The 20,077-nt window shown below is 40.7% G+C and carries 17 protein-coding genes and 2 pseudogenes; 2 read left to right on the top strand and 17 right to left on the bottom strand.

What is annotated here, in order from left to right:
- Positions 1-125 precede the first annotated feature (125 nt).
- The 14 genes and pseudogenes from ACOJQI_RS08505 to ACOJQI_RS08440 all read right to left on the bottom strand — a co-directional run bounded on the left by ACOJQI_RS08505 (position 126) and on the right by ACOJQI_RS08440 (position 14,569).
- On the bottom strand, positions 126-1,706 hold the full coding sequence (locus tag ACOJQI_RS08505; protein ID WP_421384798.1) for a long-chain-fatty-acid--CoA ligase: 1,581 nt from the start codon (positions 1,704-1,706) through the stop codon (positions 126-128).
- A 156-nt stretch (positions 1,707-1,862) separates the two neighbouring features.
- Positions 1,863-2,258 carry a nucleoside 2-deoxyribosyltransferase gene (locus tag ACOJQI_RS08500; protein ID WP_421384797.1) on the bottom strand — a complete coding sequence of 132 codons (396 nt, stop codon included), beginning with the start codon at positions 2,256-2,258 and terminating at the stop codon, positions 1,863-1,865.
- A 138-nt stretch (positions 2,259-2,396) separates the two neighbouring features.
- Positions 2,397-3,767 (bottom strand): 23S rRNA (uracil(1939)-C(5))-methyltransferase RlmD, encoded by a 1,371-nt coding sequence (gene rlmD / locus ACOJQI_RS08495; protein WP_421385429.1) that lies wholly within the window; start codon positions 3,765-3,767, stop codon positions 2,397-2,399.
- A 333-nt stretch (positions 3,768-4,100) separates the two neighbouring features.
- On the bottom strand, positions 4,101-4,766 hold the full coding sequence (locus tag ACOJQI_RS08490) for a hypothetical protein (RefSeq protein ID WP_421384796.1): 666 nt from the start codon (positions 4,764-4,766) through the stop codon (positions 4,101-4,103).
- A 136-nt stretch (positions 4,767-4,902) separates the two neighbouring features.
- A complete protein-coding gene (locus tag ACOJQI_RS08485; RefSeq protein ID WP_421384795.1) occupies positions 4,903-5,604 on the bottom strand; it encodes an MBL fold metallo-hydrolase in 702 nt (233 codons plus the stop codon).
- A 49-nt stretch (positions 5,605-5,653) separates the two neighbouring features.
- The gene (locus ACOJQI_RS08480; RefSeq protein ID WP_421384794.1) at positions 5,654-6,130 is read right to left on the bottom strand and encodes a PhzF family phenazine biosynthesis protein; all 477 of its coding nucleotides are present in this window, start codon (positions 6,128-6,130) and stop codon (positions 5,654-5,656) included.
- Between the two features lie 30 nt (positions 6,131-6,160).
- Positions 6,161-6,433 (bottom strand): annotated as a pseudogene (locus tag ACOJQI_RS08475) (PhzF family phenazine biosynthesis protein).
- A gap of 57 nt (positions 6,434-6,490) precedes the next feature.
- Positions 6,491-6,844: an aminoglycoside 6-adenylyltransferase gene (locus ACOJQI_RS08470; protein WP_421384793.1), complete on the bottom strand. Its 354-nt coding sequence runs from the start codon at positions 6,842-6,844 to the stop codon at positions 6,491-6,493.
- Positions 6,845-6,906: 62 nt separating this feature from the next.
- Positions 6,907-8,976, bottom strand: a complete 2,070-nt coding sequence (locus tag ACOJQI_RS08465; RefSeq protein ID WP_421384792.1) for a DUF5643 domain-containing protein — start codon at positions 8,974-8,976, stop codon at positions 6,907-6,909.
- A 204-nt stretch (positions 8,977-9,180) separates the two neighbouring features.
- Positions 9,181-9,945 carry a MerR family transcriptional regulator gene (locus ACOJQI_RS08460; RefSeq protein ID WP_421384791.1) on the bottom strand — a complete coding sequence of 255 codons (765 nt, stop codon included), beginning with the start codon at positions 9,943-9,945 and terminating at the stop codon, positions 9,181-9,183.
- A 159-nt stretch (positions 9,946-10,104) separates the two neighbouring features.
- Positions 10,105-10,377 (bottom strand): DUF2188 domain-containing protein, encoded by a 273-nt coding sequence (locus tag ACOJQI_RS08455; RefSeq protein ID WP_421384790.1) that lies wholly within the window; start codon positions 10,375-10,377, stop codon positions 10,105-10,107.
- A 137-nt stretch (positions 10,378-10,514) separates the two neighbouring features.
- A complete protein-coding gene (locus ACOJQI_RS08450; protein ID WP_421384789.1) occupies positions 10,515-11,492 on the bottom strand; it encodes an SGNH/GDSL hydrolase family protein in 978 nt (325 codons plus the stop codon).
- Between the two features lie 205 nt (positions 11,493-11,697).
- Positions 11,698-12,312 (bottom strand): PH domain-containing protein, encoded by a 615-nt coding sequence (locus ACOJQI_RS08445; RefSeq protein ID WP_421384788.1) that lies wholly within the window; start codon positions 12,310-12,312, stop codon positions 11,698-11,700.
- A gap of 175 nt (positions 12,313-12,487) precedes the next feature.
- On the bottom strand, positions 12,488-14,569 hold the full coding sequence (locus ACOJQI_RS08440; protein WP_421385428.1) for a peptidoglycan D,D-transpeptidase FtsI family protein: 2,082 nt from the start codon (positions 14,567-14,569) through the stop codon (positions 12,488-12,490).
- Positions 14,570-14,886: 317 nt separating this feature from the next.
- Here ACOJQI_RS08440 and ACOJQI_RS08435 point away from each other — a divergent pair, with 317 nt between their 5' ends.
- A complete protein-coding gene (locus ACOJQI_RS08435; protein ID WP_421384787.1) occupies positions 14,887-16,131 on the top strand; it encodes a dicarboxylate/amino acid:cation symporter in 1,245 nt (414 codons plus the stop codon).
- 94 nt (positions 16,132-16,225) lie between these two features.
- Here the strand turns inward: ACOJQI_RS08435 and ACOJQI_RS08430 are convergent.
- Positions 16,226-16,924, bottom strand: a pseudogene (locus tag ACOJQI_RS08430) (HAD hydrolase-like protein); the annotation flags it as partial.
- A gap of 289 nt (positions 16,925-17,213) precedes the next feature.
- On the opposite strand from ACOJQI_RS08430, the gene ACOJQI_RS08425 reads away from it, so the two are divergent.
- On the top strand, positions 17,214-18,416 hold the full coding sequence (locus ACOJQI_RS08425) for a M14 family zinc carboxypeptidase (protein WP_421384786.1): 1,203 nt from the start codon (positions 17,214-17,216) through the stop codon (positions 18,414-18,416).
- A gap of 16 nt (positions 18,417-18,432) precedes the next feature.
- Here the strand turns inward: ACOJQI_RS08425 and ACOJQI_RS08420 are convergent, their stop codons facing one another.
- Entirely contained in the window at positions 18,433-19,257 is an 825-nt protein-coding gene (locus ACOJQI_RS08420; protein ID WP_421384785.1) for a DUF817 domain-containing protein, read from the bottom strand.
- Positions 19,258-19,676: 419 nt separating this feature from the next.
- Entirely contained in the window at positions 19,677-19,820 is a 144-nt protein-coding gene (locus ACOJQI_RS08415) for a hypothetical protein (RefSeq protein ID WP_421384784.1), read from the bottom strand.
- Positions 19,821-20,077 lie beyond the last annotated feature (257 nt).

The raw sequence follows: 20,077 nt of genomic DNA, 5'->3' as shown, positions 1-20,077 counted from the left end.
TATTAATATATTATCTTTCCAGTACATAATAGTAAAAAACAGTCCGTTGTGGGACTGCTTTTTCTAATTTTGCATTCCAAAACTGAACTTCTTAGTTGATTGACAGCCTGTTCATCGAAATCATCCTAATTCACCATACGATTTTTTTCTTTCCAGAATTCTTTTCGTATGATCACTTTTTGAATCTTCCCTGAAGCTGTTTTGGGCAGTTCTTGTACAAATGTAATTCCTTTGGGAGACTTAAAGTTGGCCAGTTTTTGTCTGCAGAAGTTTTTTAAATCCTCTTCTGACACATTATGTCCATCTCGCAGAACTACTACTGCATGAGGAACTTCTCCCCATTTCTCATGAGGAACTGCGACTACTGCTGCTTCCAACACACTTTCATGTTCGTAGAGGGCTCCTTCCACTTCGATCGACGAGATATTTTCTCCACCACTGATGATTACATCTTTCATTCTATCGACGATCTCAATGTATCCATTTTCATCAACAGTTGCCATATCCCCCGTATGGAGCCAGCCACCTCTAATCGTCTTATTTGTAGCTTCTTCGTTCTTGAAATAGCCTTCCATAATCGTATTCGTCCTCGTCACAATTTCTCCGATCGCTTTACCATCGCGCGGGACTTCCTCTCCGTGTTCGTCAACAACTTTAACCTTGCTGCCAATCATACTGTAACCTGCTTTGGCCTTCAAGCGGTACTTTTCTTCTTTTGTCAAACCGGTTTCAGTCGATCTTATGGCCGAAGTGGTAATTAAAGGCGAGATTTCAGTCATGCCGTAAACCTGGATAAATTCCCACCCAAGGTTTTCTTCTACCTTCCTCACAAAAGCTGGAGGTGGTGCAGAACCAGCGATTACCACCCGAACTTTTTGCGAAATCTCCGGTGTATCAGTTTCATATTGTTCAAACAGCATATTAAGGACCGTAGGAGCCATATGCATGACCGACACCTTATGTGTGGCTGCTTTGTCCAGAATGACATGTGGGTCAACCTTTCTAAGCATTACTTGTGTGGCTCCATTTGCTGTATAGTAGAATGGCGAGCCCCATCCATTCACATGAAACATTGGGAGGACGTGAAGTAACGTATCCTGATCTGTAACACGCAAATGATGCATTGCCGAGAGCGCATGTAAATAGTTAGAGCGATGTGTCAAGAGTACTCCTTTTGGATCACCTGTAGTCCCGCTTGTATATAGGAGCGAAGCAATATCATCTTCATGAAGCTCTTCCCTCTCAAATGTATCTCCACTAAACTGTGTACGCCAATTGTCATAACTTTTGCAGCCGTCAATCTCTCTACCATGAATGATTACATGCTTCAGTCCCGGCACCTCTGATAGAATTGGAGCAACAAGAGGGTATAATTCTTCATCGACAAACAGAACTTTGCTTTCACTGTGTGTCAAAATAAATTGATAATCGGCTGGTTTTAAGCGGGTATTCAATGGAGTCATAACTCCTCCAACCTGAAAAACCCCATAAAATCCTTCGAGCATTTCTATTGTATTTGGTGCCAGGTATGCCACCTTATCCCCTTTTTCAACTCCAAATTCCTTCAGCCCCCTGGAAAGCTGATTGACCCTCTGATTTAACTGTCTGTACGTCAACCTTTTCTCATCATCAATCAGGGCAATTTTTTCCCCATATAAATCAACTGCTCTATCTAGAAAATCTGTTAAAACTAAAGGCACATTCACAAAAGCATCCTCCCTTGGAAATTTTTCTCTGTTATCTCTTTTATAAAGGATTATATTCAACTAATCAAGAGTATTGTTTTAATTTTCTGATAACTGTTTGTTTTTTAGGTCTTCTGTGAATGTTCCAAAATTCTTCGGATAGTTAAATATTCATTCTCATCTCCCATTTGTAGAAGAACATATTATTTTTACTAAGTCATCCAGATTGCCAAAACATTTTTCAACACCAGGCAAATGATAAAATGTACTGGTCACTGAGAAATCGTTTACTTCTTCATTGGGGGAATAAAGATATATTTTCTTACCCAGCCCCAGCGCTATCCCCATTTCAATATGACTGCCTTTTCCAGCGGGGAGAATAATAACAACAAAATCAGCACTCATCACTGCCTGTTTTTCTTCATTTCCTATTCGTTTGAGATCATCAATGTTTGATGCCCTGCCATTCTGTGTCCAGTCATAAGACTGGATATAGCCTTTTTGCTTTAATTGTTCATTTACATACCGAACTTGTTGAATATTTTTGAAACTTGAAGCAACATAAAATTTCATTACTGCACTCTGCCTTTCATTCTGTTTACTTTCCCACTCTCCGCATTTAAAAGATATGACTAATTATTTCAAATTCCCGACGTTTCCACAATAAAGTCCTGAAAAAAAACACCTGCATTAAGCTGCAGGTGTTAATAATTATTTCTCTAATGTCAATTCAGCTACACACTCAACGTGCACGGTATGAGGGAAAAGGTCAACAGGCTGAACAACTTTCAAATTGTATCCAAATTCCTCCAGTTCCTTAACATCGGTAGCAAAAGTATCTGGATTACAAGAAACATAGACTATACGCTCTGGTTGGGAACGTCCGATTCTTCTCATCACCTTGCCGCCCGCCCCGGAGCGCGGCGGGTCAAGAAGCAGCAATTCCGGTCTTCCAAAAGTCTCTAAGATTTGATCGATTCCCTTTCTGGCATCTTTTGCAAGGAAGGTTGTATTATGAATACCATTATCTTCGGCATTGCGTTTTGCTGACTCGATTGAACTTTCCACGATCTCTATTCCGGCAAGTTCTCCCACCCGGCTTGCAAACGGCAATGAGAATGTACCAACCCCGCAGAATAAATCGATCATTTTTTCTGTTTTCTTTGGTTTTCCCATTTCTACTGCAAGGTCGACAAGCTTTTGTGCCTGAACAGGATTCGTTTGGAAGAATGTATCGAACCATAGGCGGAATCGATAGCCATCCATTTCGTCATAAATAAAGTCACGTCCGGCAAGAACATGCGTTTTTTCAGATTGCGTTCTATCTGCCCAATCTCGGTTTTCAAGCCATAACAAGCTCTTCACTTTCGGAAACTTGTCTTCTACACGATTCACCAGGTCCGTAACCGCATTTTCCAGTTTTCCTTCCGGTGCTTCTGTAGCGAATAGGCCCAGCATGATTTCTCCTGTTGCAAAGGATTGTCTTACCATTAAGTGGCGCAGTAATCCTTCATGGTTGTCTTTATCATACCCTTTCAACCCATGAGCTTGTACCCACTCTGCTACTTCCATTGCTGTTTCAACCATTTCCTCACTCGCAATCAGGCAAGTCTCCAGTGAAATGACTTTGCGGAAGTTGCCTTGTTCGTGGAGACCCAATGAACCATCAGGTGCAAATGTAAATTCCATTTTATTTCGGTAACGCCATGGATTGTCCATTCCGATTGTGTCCAATACAAGTGCAGGATCATACCCTTGGGATGCCACAGCCTCTTTTACATGGTCCGTTTTTTGTTTCAACTGGCCCTCATAGCTCAGATGCTGCCATACACAGCCGCCGCAGCGTTCGAAGTGGGGACAAGGGGGAGCTGTTCTTTCGGGATGTGCTTCAAGGATTTCCTCAGGAATCGCCTTTCTTCTTCTTTTTAATGGCTCGTCCACTACCACTTTCACTTTCTCACCTGGAAGGGTACGGGGAATGGTCAGCTTTAATTTTCCAATGTTCCCTTTTTCATTTTCACGCCAGACTACAGCCTGTCCAGCTCCTCTATCATCCAATCGATGAATCTGTGCTTCTATCATTTCGCCTTTTTCAATTTTCAATTCCAGTTCCTCCTTCATACAAAAGGTTTTAACACAATATATAAACTATTTTGTAAGGTCAATTAACAGATATATTAAAGTACATGCCAGAAAGCATACTTATCTAGTATAAAGGACGAACAGCCATTATGGAATCATTTCCTTAGCAAATCTAGAAATTTACAGTATGTCAGGAGGTTTGGGACAGCGAAGTATTAAGGAGGAGATCTGAGAGAGATGGAAATGGAATAGTGATGGATTCCATCTTATATTGAAGAAATCAGAAAATTAGAGTAGGAACAGCACCTGCTGTTCCTACTCTAAAAAGAAACTTTAATTCAAAGCCTTCATACTCTTCCCTTGAAATGCCGCGGTTGCTGCCAGGGAGATCAGCAATGCCAGCTCAAACAAATTTGTAACAGCACCGCTTTCAACAGGAAGCTGGACGGCACTGCCAGCAATCATGACAACTGAACCGATGAAAAACCAAATCCACTTCTGTTTACGCCAGATTATAATAGAAGAAATCAGGAGTATCAAAGAAACAACCAATACCATAATGGGCGGACCTCCAGAAGTATCTGTACTGCTGTAGGTAAGAACCCCGTACTCCCATTTTGGCTGCAGGGAAAGTCCATATACCTCTGTAAGAAGTTCAATCATGACTAACGCTATTCCTATTACAATTGTCCAAACACGAGCCCACTTTGCACCAGCCCAGTCGATATGAGCCTGCTCTAAGGATTTCCAGGCAAACAAGACCAGAAACGGGGTTAAGAAAGCATGGAACCAATAGCGCAGCATGTTTAGACTCTCTAACAATGACCCTTCTCCAATAAATCGTCCAGTGGAAATTACAGTGTTATCATATACAAGCCCAAGTATAACGGGCAGCAAAAACAAAGCACTGGCAATATGGTATTTCTTATAGATTGTTATAGTAAAAATAAAAAGAACTGTATAAGCAGCTGCAAATAATCCGAATAAAATTGTATCCATCGATTTCCCTCCTCCATCTCTTTGTCTACCCTGGCTGGCGCAGGTAAAACCAGCAGGAGGAGGGACTCATTTACTCAATAGATTCAAAGTGGCCGCCTAAGTTCCAGGTTGGCATATGAGGAATCCTGTCTCCCTTTTATCCTTGCTCTATATAGCTACTATTCAACTCTCCCACTCTCACCAATTCTGCAATAAAATCCTTAATCTCCCCAACCAGCACTCCCCCATGACCGGTGCACATTACTTCTGCGTCATAGTCATGAATCTTTTTCAGCCCATTTAAAAAACCAGGTAATACTGCTTCTGGAACACCGCCGTCTTCCAAAAAATCCATCCATGCCTTTCTTAGATCTTCTCCTTCGGAAACAAGACCTCCTTTAGAAAGAGGGTCGCCAAAGAAACAAAGGAAATCTCCCATGAAAACAGTTTTGGAATCCTCATGATAAAAAACTACCGAACCTGGAGAGTGGTGTTCTACAAGTTCATAATCAAACCCTTGAATAGTTCCTTGGTCTAAAAGTACAGGTTCGAACCCCAACATATCATCCAGCTCTTCTCGTGGATTAATGAGTTTTCTTGCATTCGTAAAAATGGCTGCTCCTTCAACATGATCTTCATGACCATGGGTAGCTAAAACAAGCTTAACATCTTGCGGTGACTTTCCAAGATCATTGAGAGCTTGCTCAAGCAAGGGGATATGTTGTTTTTTACAGGAATCAACAAGGATGACACTCTCTTTTTCCAAAAGGATGTAACAATTATTATAGGAACTCCAATCGGTATCCCAAATCGCTAAGACAAATAAATTTTCTTTTACATTTTCCAGTAAATAGCCCAAACAGCCCGCCTCTTTCTATTTATCCTGTGATAAATACTTTAGCTTAATATCATACGTTTATATAACCTTCTAAATAGGCAACAGCTTCCCCTGCCATTTTCACATTTTCTCCTAAATCCGTACAAAACAGCTTTCCACCTCTTTTGGAAAGCTGTAGAGCTTTTAGTTCAGTTTTATTTAACACACCTTTCCAATAGGGCACAAGTGTACAATGTGCGGATCCTGTAACCGGATCTTCATCTATTCCTGCATTTGGTGCGAAAAACCTTGATACAAAATCAGACTCAGTCCCTTTTGCAGTAACAATGACACCCAGGACATCAAGCTTCTTTAATTCTTCTAAATTCACATCAAGATTTAAAATCTCTTCTTCACTTTCAAAAACGGCAAGATAATCCCTTGCTTTATAAACCTCTTTAGGTTCTCGTCCCAATCCTTTGATAAGTGCTTCAGGTGCAACACTTGGCTGGCCAGGGCGGGATGGAAATAATAGTGATAGTAACTTCCCTTCTTTAGTTACTTCCAATACCCCGCTTTTTGTGTTAAAAATGATCTTTTAAGCCGTTTGGTCCAAGTAATTGAAGATTACATAGGCAGAAGCCAATGTAGCATGTCCGCACAGATCAATTTCCTCTTTAGGAGTGAACCATCTCAATTCATATTGATTCTCTTTTTCAACAAAGAACGCTGTTTCCGCCTAATTATTTTCTGAGGCAATCTTCTGCATCAAGTCTTCCTCTATCCATTCATCAAGTGGACAAACAGCTGCTGGATTCCCTTTGAATTGTTCATCAGTAAATGCATCAATTTGGTAGATTGGCAACCTCATAAAAATTCCTCCTTATGTAATTTGTATAGCAGATGTTCATTGTGCAGCGAAAAGAATTTAAAAGATTCCCTCAGCGTCTGCCGGCAGCGTTCTAACCCGCTGTAAGTATTCAGTCATATTTCGATCATCGTCCTCTGGATAGGTAAAGAAAAGCGAGTCCGCTACGTCCTTCCCTAAAATACGAAACAGATTCCCTGCTGTGAACACAGCATCCCACATATTGCCGTAATCACCGTCTGAGTAGGTTTTCACGTACATCTTCCAATATCGTTCTGACAGGAATTTTTCGAAATACTTCCCCAATTTACCAGAAGACACTTGAAAATCGGTTCTTGTCCCGATCCACCAAGACACCATTTCGTCCAGCTCCTGTCTGATGACACACTCAAACATATACTTTGCATACGGCATTTTTAAATAAATACAGCAAACCCCTCCCGAAAGAGATTTGCTTTCATATAATTACTTCTCATTCAATCTAACCGGATAAGAATCTTATCTTCTACATACATGGTGGTGTTGTACCCATCAATCATCAGCTTCAATGGAAATAAAGGTTCATCAGAATTATCTTGGTGTAATTCAATTTCATGGTTCGTTTCGAAATAACGAGGCTGTTCGATAGTATCATAGGAGAATTCATACTCTTCAGGTTTAAACTCGTTTCCATCTTGATCTACCAAAACCCCTTCTCCACCACTGCCTATGCCGAAAGATCGAAGTGCATCTTCGGATACCACATTTAACCTGAGTCTTTCATATTCCCTATTTTCCGTATAAGGATCTGAGATGTGGATTCTGGTTGGATTTCCAATTGCGATATTGTCGATTGACAGTTCATTCCCAAGATAATCAAAATTCTGAGGCAAATTGCCTGGTTCATTGATGTCAATCATTTTCTTTTCCTCTACAAATATATTTATGGAGTGAAAAGAGAGTTTTACTTTCTTAGGATCATCAAAATATAGAGGCTCGAATCTTGATTGCATTGAGACCCATTCTCCAGAAGAATGACCATATCCCATTCCCCCGAATAAGTCAGATTTAACACTGCTATCTTCTGTGATCAAAGAGTCCATCGTAACATATTCAATGAATTGGTTTCCTTGGTGTTGTTTAAAACTATACTCCAAAATAGATGCAGTCGGGGCAAGCTCCACCTTATCGATCCTGAATGGGATCCCGTTGATTTCAGTTTCCTGATTCAGTTCATAAACCGTTGAAGTCTGCTTTGTCACCGGAATATCAAAATTCCATTCTCCTTCGACAAATTCCTGTTCATAATACCGGAGATTTGAACGGTCCAGATCTTCTTGAATGGCCTCCTGCAGTCTCATCAGCCTTAATTCAATCGTACCGCTATCTTTTGCTATTGGTGCGAGGCTGATCTTCCCCCTGAAAATATTTTTGTCCTTATCCTTCGCAATCCCTTGTTCGAAAGGGTGATAAAACATCTCATTCGCCTGCTGATCTATAATTTCATATTCGTTTTCAATGCGGGCTCCTTCTGGCATATTGATGAAATATTGTTTTTCTTCGTTGGAGTTTTCGACTTCATAATAAATAAGGGTCTGTACATCATCCGCCACTGCTGTTTTAATCCTTACTATGACACCGTTGCTTTCCTGTTCCAGATTTAACGGTTCACTTACACCTTCCTTATAGTACTCGAGGATTTCCTTTTCTTCCTGCTGAGTCCAACCCATCCATGAATAATAGATGCTGGTAAAACCGCCTGTTACAAATCCTGTGCAAATCACAAAAGTGAGTAAGCCCACTGCTCCCAAGCCGATTCTGCTTCGTTTTTTTCTTTTTTCTCTCTTCAGCCTTTCTGTTTCTGCCACCCTTTTATGGACTTTATCCATTAATTCAGTTGGGATAGGAAGATCATCTATACTGCTTTCCAAAGAAAAGATAACTTCTTGGTATATTGACAGTTTTTCCTGGCATGCCTGACAATGATAAATATGTATTTCCAAATCTACTTTTTCCCGTCTATCCAGTGTCTTTCCCAAATAATCAATGAACTTATTTTCATAATCCGGACAATTTGCCGGCATTTCACCATAATCCAGAGTGTTGTTTAATGATTGAACCCCCATTGCAATACGTGATTTCAATTTTTCAGTGGAAATCTGAAGGATAGAGGCAGCCTCATCAAGTGGCAGCCCTTTGAGGTAGGTTAGGGAAATTGCTTCTCTAATATTTACTTCCAATTGGTCCAGTGCTGAAAATACTTTACCGGCGGTTTTCTCCGTTTCTGCTCCTTGAGTCCCTTCCCTTTTATCTAGTTTACGGCACTCATTAATAAAGATTGTTGTCACCCATGATTCAAAATGAATATCCTCTTTTACATATTGGATATCTTCATGAACTTTTAGGATTGTTTGATAAAAAACTTCCTGAATGTCTTCAATCTGTTTCAAATAAGACCAAGCCAGCTTAAAAAAGGAACTTTTTCGTTTCTCAAACCAGTACACTACTGTATTTATACTATCTTCCTTTACATTTTGAACCAAGATTGATTCAGTTTCGGTTTTCATCCTCTATGCCTCCTTTCCTATACGCCCTAAAACTATAGTACTAAAAAATGACCATCATTAATAGGTCGAATTTTCTGAAATCCTCTCACCTGATTTTACCATACTTTTCTTCTTCTTTTGACAAAATCCTCTTACCTAAGGTAAAAAACCAGCCCAATTACAATGGACCGGTTTGATTATTCTAATTGAACCACTCGTGACTATTTACTTCTTTTTACCTGTAAAAACATATATTGCTTCTCTGAAAAACTCGGCTGTTCCAGCCTGATCTTTATCATAGTATGCTTTGAATCTCTCATCAGCTGTATACATATCTCCCAGACCTGCATGGCCGTCTTTGCTGTATTCCGACCAGTAGTACATCAGCCATTGCTTATGCAATTGCGCTGCCTTTTGGGCTTTTTTACCAGCAGGATCCCCCGTCTTCAGCGCTTCTGCAAGAACAATATGAATTTCTTCAGCAAGTGTATTCGCTTGTTCAAATTCTTCCTTTGTCATATTCTGCAGTTTGGCATTAGATTGATTTACAGTGTCTTCACCATACTTCTCCCGTATTTCTTCACCATATTTTTGTTCATTTTCCTCTATCATTTTCTTTTTAAAACCTTCGAATTTTTCTTTATCCGCCATCGTTGATCTCCCTTCCTTCACAGCAATTGTTTTGTCTACATTGGCAATTAACCGGCCCAGCTGTTCGCGTTTAGCCACTAATTTTTCACGATGATCTGCCAATGCGGTTTTAACGTTAAAGTCAGGATCATCAAGAATATTTTTAATCTGTTCAAGGTCAACACCAAGTTCTTTGTAAAAGAGAATCTGCTGCAAACGGTCAACCTCTTGTTCACCATAAATCCGGTAGCCTGATGAATTGATTCTTGCCGGCTTAAGAATATCGATTTCATCATAATACCGGAGGGTGCGGGAACTGACACCAGCTAATTCTCCAAGTTTTTTTACCGTATATTCCATGATGTCACCTCCTGACAACTTTAACTCTACACCTTGACGCTGCGTGAAGGTAAAGGGGTTTTAATAAATTTATTTATTTTCCGTTTTTCCATATATATTCAATCTTAACTTTGGCTTTATAGAAACACAAAAACCCGGGAACCATTCCCGGGTTTGATCTTACTCATCCATATAATTATACTGTTCTTCGATTTTCCCATGCTCACTGTGGATGTACGCCATGGTACCTGATTTCTCTGCCATGCTTTTGGCTTCCTCTACAGCGTCTGATTTGGAGCCTGCTGTGTATACGGGCTCATCTTTGCCTTCTTCCTTCACAGCCCAGCCCTCTTCGTCATGCGGGACAACATGATATCTGGCATCATCTGTACCGGCACGGTCTTCAAAATATTCACTGCGGTTGTTTTGATCATTGTTATTGTTGTTTGCCATGATTAAAACCTCCTCATTTGAATCATAATAGGTTCTTAAATCATTAATTACCCGTTTAGGATAATGAAAAACCTTAGATCCATAAAGGAAATTCTCTATAGATAATGAAAAAAAGCTGGGGCTTGCTAAACAGGGCCTCAGCTTTCTGTGATGGTATCACTTTCCATTTCTATACTTTCTTTATCGGGCTCTCTTTCCAGGATGATTTCTTCCACATATTCCAGCACTCGTTTTGCAATTCGTTTATAACCACTTGTATTGGGGTGAAAGTAATCTTCAGAGAGTAATTCAAGGTTTGTATCCTTAAATAAATCTGCTGTTGGGATATAGCTTACATTTTCATATTCTTCTGTAACGGCCTTACCTTCATCATTCCACCGGTTCATGATGATTTCTAATTCCTTTATATCCCCGAAATATCCTTCAAAAGGGTTATAAAATCCAATCAGATACACTTTGGCATCGGGATTCAACTCGTTAATTTTATTAAAGATGGCCCTGAGTCTTTTTCTATAGTTCTGTTTCTCTTTTTCAAAGGTCTCCACTCGGAGATCAATAAAATTACTTTTAACGATTTTCATAATATCATTTGCACCAATCGTGATGAGGACTACATCTGAATTCTTAATGGAGCTGGCAATTTCCTTATTTCCCAGTCGTTTCAGCAACTGGTCTGTACGATTTCCTCTTTTCCCAAAGTTTTCGATAGAAATACTCAGTTCATTATCTTCAAACGTATGGTTTAAGATACCAACGTAACCCCCGCTCTCCGTTTCGTCTCCAACACCTTGTGTTAGCGAATCCCCGATGGATACAATCTTCAAGTCTTTATTAAATAAATTTATAACGCCCTCTATGGCTTCCCTGACATTATTCTTGATCTCTTCTGTAATAGAGGAAGTTGGACTCTGTTCTTCTTCTACTGCTTCCAGCTGTTCTTCCACTTCTTCGACAGTTTTCTCTGGTAAAACTTCTTCTATCTGTTCACTAACCGAAGCAGTCTGTGTTTCCACATTCACCCGCATTGGCATTTGTTTATCAGAAAAGAATAAATAAAGCAGAAGTCCCGCTAGCAGCAGAGCTGAAATGAAAATCAGTCTATTCAATCTCTGCACGTTGATTTACACCATCCTGCCATTTTTCTTATTAATATACCACTCTGCAAATCTGGTAATCAGAATTGTCTACTTATTTTAGCATGTAGAACTTCACAGTTGAAGATAGCAAAAAATAGTAATTTCATCCTAGTGTCCGCTCAATTTAAATAACGCCTGTCTTCCTGTATGAAATTGGGAAGCAGGCGCTGTTTTTCATTTTATATTAATTTTGAATATATCGGTCAAAAATATCTCCAAAGTCCTTTTTGGTATTGGACTGATAGTGCTCGTTCAGCCAATCGAATGCAAAGTTCGTTGTTTCTTTAAACTCATTGGAAATGTCGTTATCATGAAAACGATTACTGTTGATAAGGTCCTTTGCAAGGGATAAACTTTTTTCAGCAGATTCAAGCTTTCTTTTCCCTTCTTCTTGGATATGGGAAATGGCAAGAAGAGATTTATATAAGTCAGCGATGGCTTCTCCTTCTTTCTTATCGATATCTACGGAAACAGGCCTCCCGCCCAAAGTGAACTTAATCTCCAAGTCAAGGTCAATCGTACCAGCAGTCTCAATCGAAACATTGCTGATTGGATGTTGATAGTATTCATAGCGATATAAATTCCGTTTGCTGCTTGCTGCTTTCTCACCATCTAAATGAATAAGAGCTCTATTCGTAAAGCAATATTCATCAGTTTTGGATTTGATCAGGAAATGGATTTTTTCTCCGTCTTCATGAAGTACATAGTCATCCGACAGCGTTTTGTCAAAATCCTCTCTCTTGATGATTTTTCCAATATCACTTAATCCCAATGCGTCACTTGCGATTTTTTTGAACATAAGATGACCCCTTTCAATCTAAAATCTTTATATCTCTTAAACTCTGTAAATATAGGATATTCCTATGCTAACATACCCATTTAAAAATAAAAGGTATTTAACTTTTGGCATCCTCTAAAACCATATTCAGATTGAATATTTTTTATTCGTTTTTCACTATGAGAGAATTATCCCATCAGGATTCATTCTCTTCGGTTTCCGTCTTGAAGTTTCTCTTTTTCTTCAATTCGAAATACTTATCCATGATTCTTCTGGAGATATCTTTGTTAATGTACGGATCCTTTGAACCATTGTGTGAGGCCGGCACAACCGTTGAATAGGCGATCTCCGGCTGATCATAAGGTGCGTAACCTATCAGGGTAGTGTTATAGGTTTTGTATCTTGCTCCTGTGACGGGGTCATTATAATAGGACTCCGCTGTACCGGATTTTCCTGCAGCTACGTACGGGGCATCTGCAAAATGAGTTCGGGCCGTACCTCTTCCATGATGATATACCTGATAAAATCCGCGTTGGACATTCTGCAGCTGGTCAGGTGTTACACTCACCTTATTCAGTACAGTTGTTTCCGCCTTAGTCTCTACCTGGCCAAGGGTGCCATTCTTGCTGCCAGGTGTGCGAACTTCCTTCAGAACATGCGGTTGAAGCCTATATCCCCCATTAGCGATTGTCGATACATATTGTACAAGCTGCAGCGGTGTATACGTATCATATTGCCCAATGGCAAAGTCGAGCAAGTTCCCCGGCTGACTGAAGTCCCCTTTATACCCATCCACTTCACCCGGGAGGTCGATTCCAGTGTTGACACCCAGCCCGAATTGATAGAAATGATTTCTCATGTTTATAAGGTCAGCCTCAGAACCATTGATCCGCGCATTTGGGATATAATTCGGATTTCCGGCGATCTTCATGGCTACTTTGAACATGTAGGAGTTTGATGAGATTTCCAAGGCAAACCGGTCATTCATTGATTTATTCTCTGCTCCGTTGGTATTAAACCAGGAAGCCTTTCTCTTAGTAGACGGAATATCAATCGGTTCATCAACCAGGTATTGTCCCGGACTGAGTACCCCTGTCATGTATCCGGTAAGGACGGTTGCACCCTTTACAGCGGAACCAACTTCGTAAAAGCTGGTGTAAGTCCCCAGGGCATCATCTATTATCCTATATTCCCCTGTTTCAGGATCCTTGGCATACTTTTTTCCAACCATCGCCAGTAATTCCCCTGTATTAGGATCAATCATGACAACATATGCCCTATCCAAAAATGAAGATCTAGCATTATGAACATTCTTCAAAAGCTCTTCTGAAACAATCTTCTCCACTTCCTGCTGAAGCTCCATATCGATGGTTATGACTATGTCTTTTCCGCGCTTACCTTCTTTCATTACGATTGTGTCAATAACCTCTCCGTCTTTCGTTATGTTTTTGACTTTTTCTTTCTGCCCGCTTAGAATCTCTTCATATTGCAATTCAAGCTGACTTGTTCCGACCCTGTCGTTCCTGCTGTACCCTTTCGATAAATAATAATCTACCATCTCACTTGGAAGACCTTCACGCGAAGAAGAGACTTTTCCGAGAATGGAGCGGATAGTGCTTTCAAAGGGATAGGTCCTTTCCCAGTCGGTTGTTGTGCTGACCCCAGGGAGCTGTGACAAATGCTCATTTACCGTGGCGAATTCTTTCTCTGTTACATTTGCATTTTTCACGATTTTCGGAGTTAGGGCATAGCCGCTGCTAAACTCCCTATAGATGGCTAAATCTTCAATATCCTGATCTGCAAGACTGGCTAAATCCTGTTCTGTTATTCTATCCAATGTCAGTTGATAGATTCTAGTATTCCTTTCTTTATCTGATAAATCCTTGTCACTGTTGACCTCTTCTTTCTCTTTATTTGTCACTTTTGCATCTGCTGTATCCTTATTCAATAAGATCCAATAATCCTTTTTATCTCTATCCGTGACTGCTTTTGTATCCATTTTGATTAATTGTGCAAGCTTTTGCGCTGTTTTCATCATTTCCTCCGGCTTGCTTGACTGAGCAGGCGTAAAGGTAATGGCACTTCTCGCAACATTGTCTACGATCACTCTTCCGGTACGGTCATAAATCTTTCCTCTTGGAACACTATTGGTCACAACCACATCTTCTGTCCTATCGACCTCACGCTTATAATCTTCACCTGATACAATCTGTACGACTCCTAGCCTTAAGATAAGTAGTGAGAATAATAGAAACACCAAGAAAAACAATAGATTCATACGTATAGGAACATGTTTCTTTTTTTCTTTCACTTTAGGATTTTCCACGATCAGCACCCTTTCTGATTATGTAAAAAGGTATTTAAATAATATCACCTAATTTGAAATTATTTACATTTAGATAGTTCAATTATTTCAAAACTCTGGTAATTTCTCAAGCCCTTTAGACTGCTTTTCGACATGACATCAATAAAGGTAGACTTATTCCGGCATCACAATTTCACATAGCGGCTCATAATTAAAGTGGTTTGGAATCAAGATAAAGAGGGTAAATTCTTGAAAATATTTTTGCCTATTATAGAAGGTGAGGGAGCAGGATGAAGCTTGGGTTGACTGGAAAGATCATTATAGGACTGATTGCAGGGGCTGTAACGGGGTTATTGTTGAACGTCTTTGCAAAAGAGGTATTCGAAATTTTAGATCCTTATTTATTCACACCACTGGGAAGGATATTTCTGAATCTTATTTCCATGCTGGTGGTACCCATTGTATTTGTATCGATTGTTCTTGGTTCTGCCGGTCTTGGAGATCCGAAAAAACTTGGAAGAATCGGACTTAAGACCATTACTTTCTTCTTAGCGACAACCTGCATAGCCATCGTTATCGGACTTGCACTGGCAAATATCATAGATCCCGGTCTTGTCGAAGGAATTGACCAAGCAAGCAATGCAGGATTTGAAACAGAAGAAGCCCCTCCAGTTGGGGAAACGCTTATGAACATCATTCCTAAAAACCCTTTGACAGCGATGACCGAAGGAAATATGCTGCAAATCATCGCCTTTGCCATTTTTATCGGAATCGGTTTGACGGCACTCGGTGAAAAAACGAAAGGTATCTTGAATTTAATCGATCAGGCAAACGATCTATTAATGTATCTAGTCACACTTGTGATGAGATTTGCCCCTTATGGTACCTTCGGCTTGATTGCGTCGGCGATTGGAAGCCAGGGATGGGGAGCCATCAAGGCAATGTGGCTATATATGATGGTTGTCATTTTGGCCTTAGTGATTCATGCCATTGTGACTTATGGAGGTTCCATTCTTCTGCTTGCCAGGAAAAGCCCTCTCTGGTTCTTTAAAAACTTCAGCCCTGCAATGAGCGTGGCTTTCAGTACATCAAGCAGTAATGCAACACTGCCGATTTCCATGGAGACCGCCCAAAAGCGGTTGAATGTATCAGAACCTGTAAGCTCGTTTGTACAACCTCTGGGTGCAACTATAAACATGGATGGTACGGCAATCATGCAAGGGGTTGCCACTGTCTTTATCGCTCAAGTATACAGTGTCGATCTAACGATGGGAGAACTGATTACAGTCGTCCTAACAGCAGTGCTGGCCAGTATCGGGACTGCTGGTGTACCTGGTGTAGGCCTTATTCTGCTGGCAATGGTATTAAGCAGCGTCAATCTGCCGGTAGAAGGAATCGGATTGATCCTTGGCATTGACAGATTGCTCGACATGGCCCGGACTTCTATCAATATCTCCGGGGACGCCGCTTGTGCCTTGATCGTTTCTGAAAGCGAGAAGAAAAGGGCCGGAACAGACGAGCCTGCAAAAATGTAATCACTGACAATAAAAGTCCTCCTCCAAGGACTTTTATTGTTTTCCTTTGCTTATTTCACGATTGCATAGTTTTTTCGGATGCTTTAGAACCTTTTTATATAGGCTGCTTCATAATTTCAGACACTATCAAATTTAACTCCAATAAGTCATTAATGATCCTATCAGCCTGAATTAGTTCTTCCTGACGTGCAAAGTCAAAATTGCAGCCTATGGAAATAAGCCCATTATCCTTTGCCGCTTTGAAATCTGACAGCCTGTCCCCTACTATTGCAGCATTGGTTATATCATATTTTCCAATGATTGCTTTCACTAGATCTGATTTGTTCAAGGAATCAATCTGTTCAATGCTGAATGTTTCAGTAACCCATTCATCCAGTCCATAATATTCAACTATCGCGTTTAAATAATCTGTAAGTCCATTACTTGCTATGTATATATTACTGCCATTCTCTTTTAAAGATTGTAACACTTCCCGTACATTGGGATATAAAGCCCCTTTTCCAGAGTTGATATTTTCAATCAATCTTTTCAAAAAATAGGCATCAACCTGCTCCCTCTCAACCATAGAATGATCTGGCAGCAACGTTTCCCACACCTTTGGCAGAGGCACTCCCATAATTTCACGATATTTATCAATTGGTGTGTCAGCATGCCATTTCTTTTGTGACCGCAGATAGCTGAATGTATCCTCTAGTGAAACTTCTAATATCTTATCTGTTTGGAACAGGGTTCCATCCATATCAAAAATCAGTGACAAAGTCATTTTCTTCTCTCCTTCATTGGTAACTGCTTTTTAACTGCATTCTTCCTAGGTATATCGCTTAGAATAAAAACAAGATAATTCTATCACATTATCAATATTTAAAAGAATAGCTTTGGGGGCTTGTACTGTAACTTTAGTCCTTCGGAAAAGCCAGGATATTGGAATCATTATCCTTGTGAACTTTCAAAGTCTTCGTGATAATTGGTGGATAATTGAAAACCTTCCCCCCTCATTTCTTCCTGTTTTTGGTTTTTTGGAAGGTGAATTCCTTTCGGGGTACGAATAGTTAGGGCTAAGAAATGTAAGGAGGAGATTGTATATGAAAAAGAAAAAATTAGTGTCGGGATTGGCAGCTGCTTTACTTTGTACAAGTTTGGTCACACCAGGGATGGCATCCAATTCACCAAACGGCAATCTTACAAATGAAAATAGTGAGTTATCTGTGTCTGGGTTTACCAGTCATGCAGAGTTAAAAAAGACTCTTATGCAAATTGAAAAAAACAGCCAGGGACTTGTGAAAGTGGATGTAGTCGGCCATTCAAATAACGGGTTGGAAATCCACCAGGCAAGAGTTGGCCATGGGGAACGGGTCATCTTGATTGAAAGTGAAATCCATGGAAATGAGAAAACGGGAACAGAAGCACTTATAAAGGTTTTGCAGTATCTTGGATCAAGCAATTCACCAGAAGCCCAGAAGATTCGGGATGAGGTAACGCTTGTTGTACTGCCGATGATGAACCCGGATGCCAGCGAATTGAACCGACGGGCCAACGATATGACTTGGGATGAAGTAGTCGCAAAGTACCCGGTACTGTCTGGTGTTAAACCTTCTTGGAATTATTACACTGGAACTCTCCAGGATGTGAACTATGCAGAACGACCTGGATTTGATGTAAATCGTGATTTCAACCCGAATTTAAATTACGAATTGAATCCTGCTGACTTCCCAGGTACATCAAGTAAGCCGGGATGGTACATCACTTCTGAATCGCAGACTGTCCGGGATGTGTATAAGAGCTTGAAAGAAGAGTTCGGTAATGTAGATACATTCATCGACCTTCACCATCAGGGCCAGTATTATGTGGAAGGAACAGATGACATCGTCACTATGTCATTATCCGGTCAATTCGTTCCCAATCCAAACAGTGAGGCTGGAAGTAAATATGCTGAATATGCCCAAAACTATCGTGATGACTATTCAAGACAATTGAATGTTGCAGCATATAACGCACTGCAATCGATGGGGAATTCTCCTTTTGATAATATCACCTTGTATTCTCGTAAGCTGGACCTTCCAGGCACAGCCCTGGCATCGTTCGCCCTAAATGGAAGCGGTGCAGTATTGTTTGAAGTCAGAGGACAAACATGGACTCTCGGTCAAAAGAAAAGAGGTCAGCTGGTTAAAGCTGTCGAAACCGGGCTTCATGCTATCATTTCAGGTGTAGCGAATGGAACAGTAGAGGAATTAGATCCTGAAGCCTACGAAGCAATCCCTGAAACATCCTATAGCCCTGGACTATAAACTAAAGGAGGCTGACTTATAGGGTCAGTCTCTTTATTTTTTTAATTATATTCCCTTGTAAAAGAAGGTTTTCTCTAACAGCACTTCTTCCTTTAACCTGCTTAAGTGTTGCCACTATAAGAAAACTGACAATCACTAACAAGAGCCACGAGCTCACCTTACCCAAATGAACAAGACTCCACGCTTCAGTTTGGTTGGGATACTCCCAGGCTCCAAAGAAGGTAGCGATATTCTCGGCAATCCAGATGAAAAATCCAATGAGAACAAAGGAAAATGCGATTGGCATTCGATATCGTCTTCCTCCGATCTCGTAAGTGACCCATGACTGCCAGAAAACGATTATGACAAGAGCTGAAAGCCACCATCGAACATCAATCCAAAAATGATGGGTGAAAAAATTCAAATAAATCGCTGATGCAAGGGATAAAACAGCCCTGAACGGGGGCCATCCCACCAAATTAACCTTAAGTCTTCTCCAGGCCTGGCATAGATAACTGGCAACACTGGCATACATAAATCCGCTGTATAATGGCACCCCAAAGATTTTTGAATACCCTTCCTCTGGATAAGACCAGGAGCCCATATATACTTTAAAAAGTTCCAAAGCAAGGCCAATGATATGGAAAAGAGTGATAACCTTTAATTCATCACGCGTTTCAAGCCCTGACCGCACCATCCACCACTGCATCAGAAGGCAGATGATAAGAAGCCAATCATATCGCGCCAGTAATGGAAGCGGAAGGACCTGGGTTAATGCTAAAGAGGCAAAAATAACGACCGGAAACAAACAGGACAGTGCTTGCTCCCAACCAAAAAGAATAAGTTGTTTAAGGGCATTCATAAACTGCTCCTCCCAAGTGTTGTTTACATGACCTGTTCATCAACTTGCTTAACAAAAGGAAAAGAAAGATATTTAAAAAGTCTTCATATTGATTCTAATATGATTTTTATTGAATTACAATAAATAATTATTGAAAAATGCAGTGTTTGTTTATATAGAGAGAAAATATTATCATGCTGTCATAGGAAAAATTACTTTTTTACTGGCCGGCCCTGCTCTTGCTTTTGATGACCATTTAGGAAAGATCTCTCCAAACTTTTCGGTTTCATTTCTTTTAAACATAAAAAAAGAGCACCTCTTCGGGTACTCTTTTGATAGCCTGGCGACGTCCTACTCTCACAGGGGGAATCCCCAACTACCATCGGCACTGAAGGCTCGGCCGGCGATGAGCGGCGAATCTCTTCGTCCGCTTCGCTCGTTCACATCCTCATGGGCAAAGCCCATTCCGGTGTTCTCTCCCTCACGTCCTCGACCTTCTTGCTCCTCCCCACCCTCGCTCCTGCTTTTGAGTAATATTCAGGAAGGATCTCTTCAAACCTTTCGGTTTCAATTCTTTTAAACATAAAAAAAGAGCACCTTTTCGGGTACTCTTTTGATAGCCTGGCAACGTCCTACTCTCACAGGGGGAATCCCCAACTACCATCGGCGCTGAAGGCTCGGCCGGCGATGAGCGGCGAATCTCTTCGTCTGCTTCGCTCGTTCACATCCTCATGGGCAGAGCCCATTCCGGTGTTCTCTCCCTCTCGTCCTCGACCTTCTTGCTCCTCCCCACCCTCGCTCCTGCTTTTGATGAATGTCCAGGCAAGATCTTTTCAACCTT

Source organism: Bacillus salacetis (assembly GCF_049177075.1).
Classification (GTDB): Bacteria; Bacillota; Bacilli; order Bacillales; family Bacillaceae_B; genus Rossellomorea; species Rossellomorea salacetis_A.
This window is presented reverse-complemented; position numbering and strand designations above follow the sequence as displayed.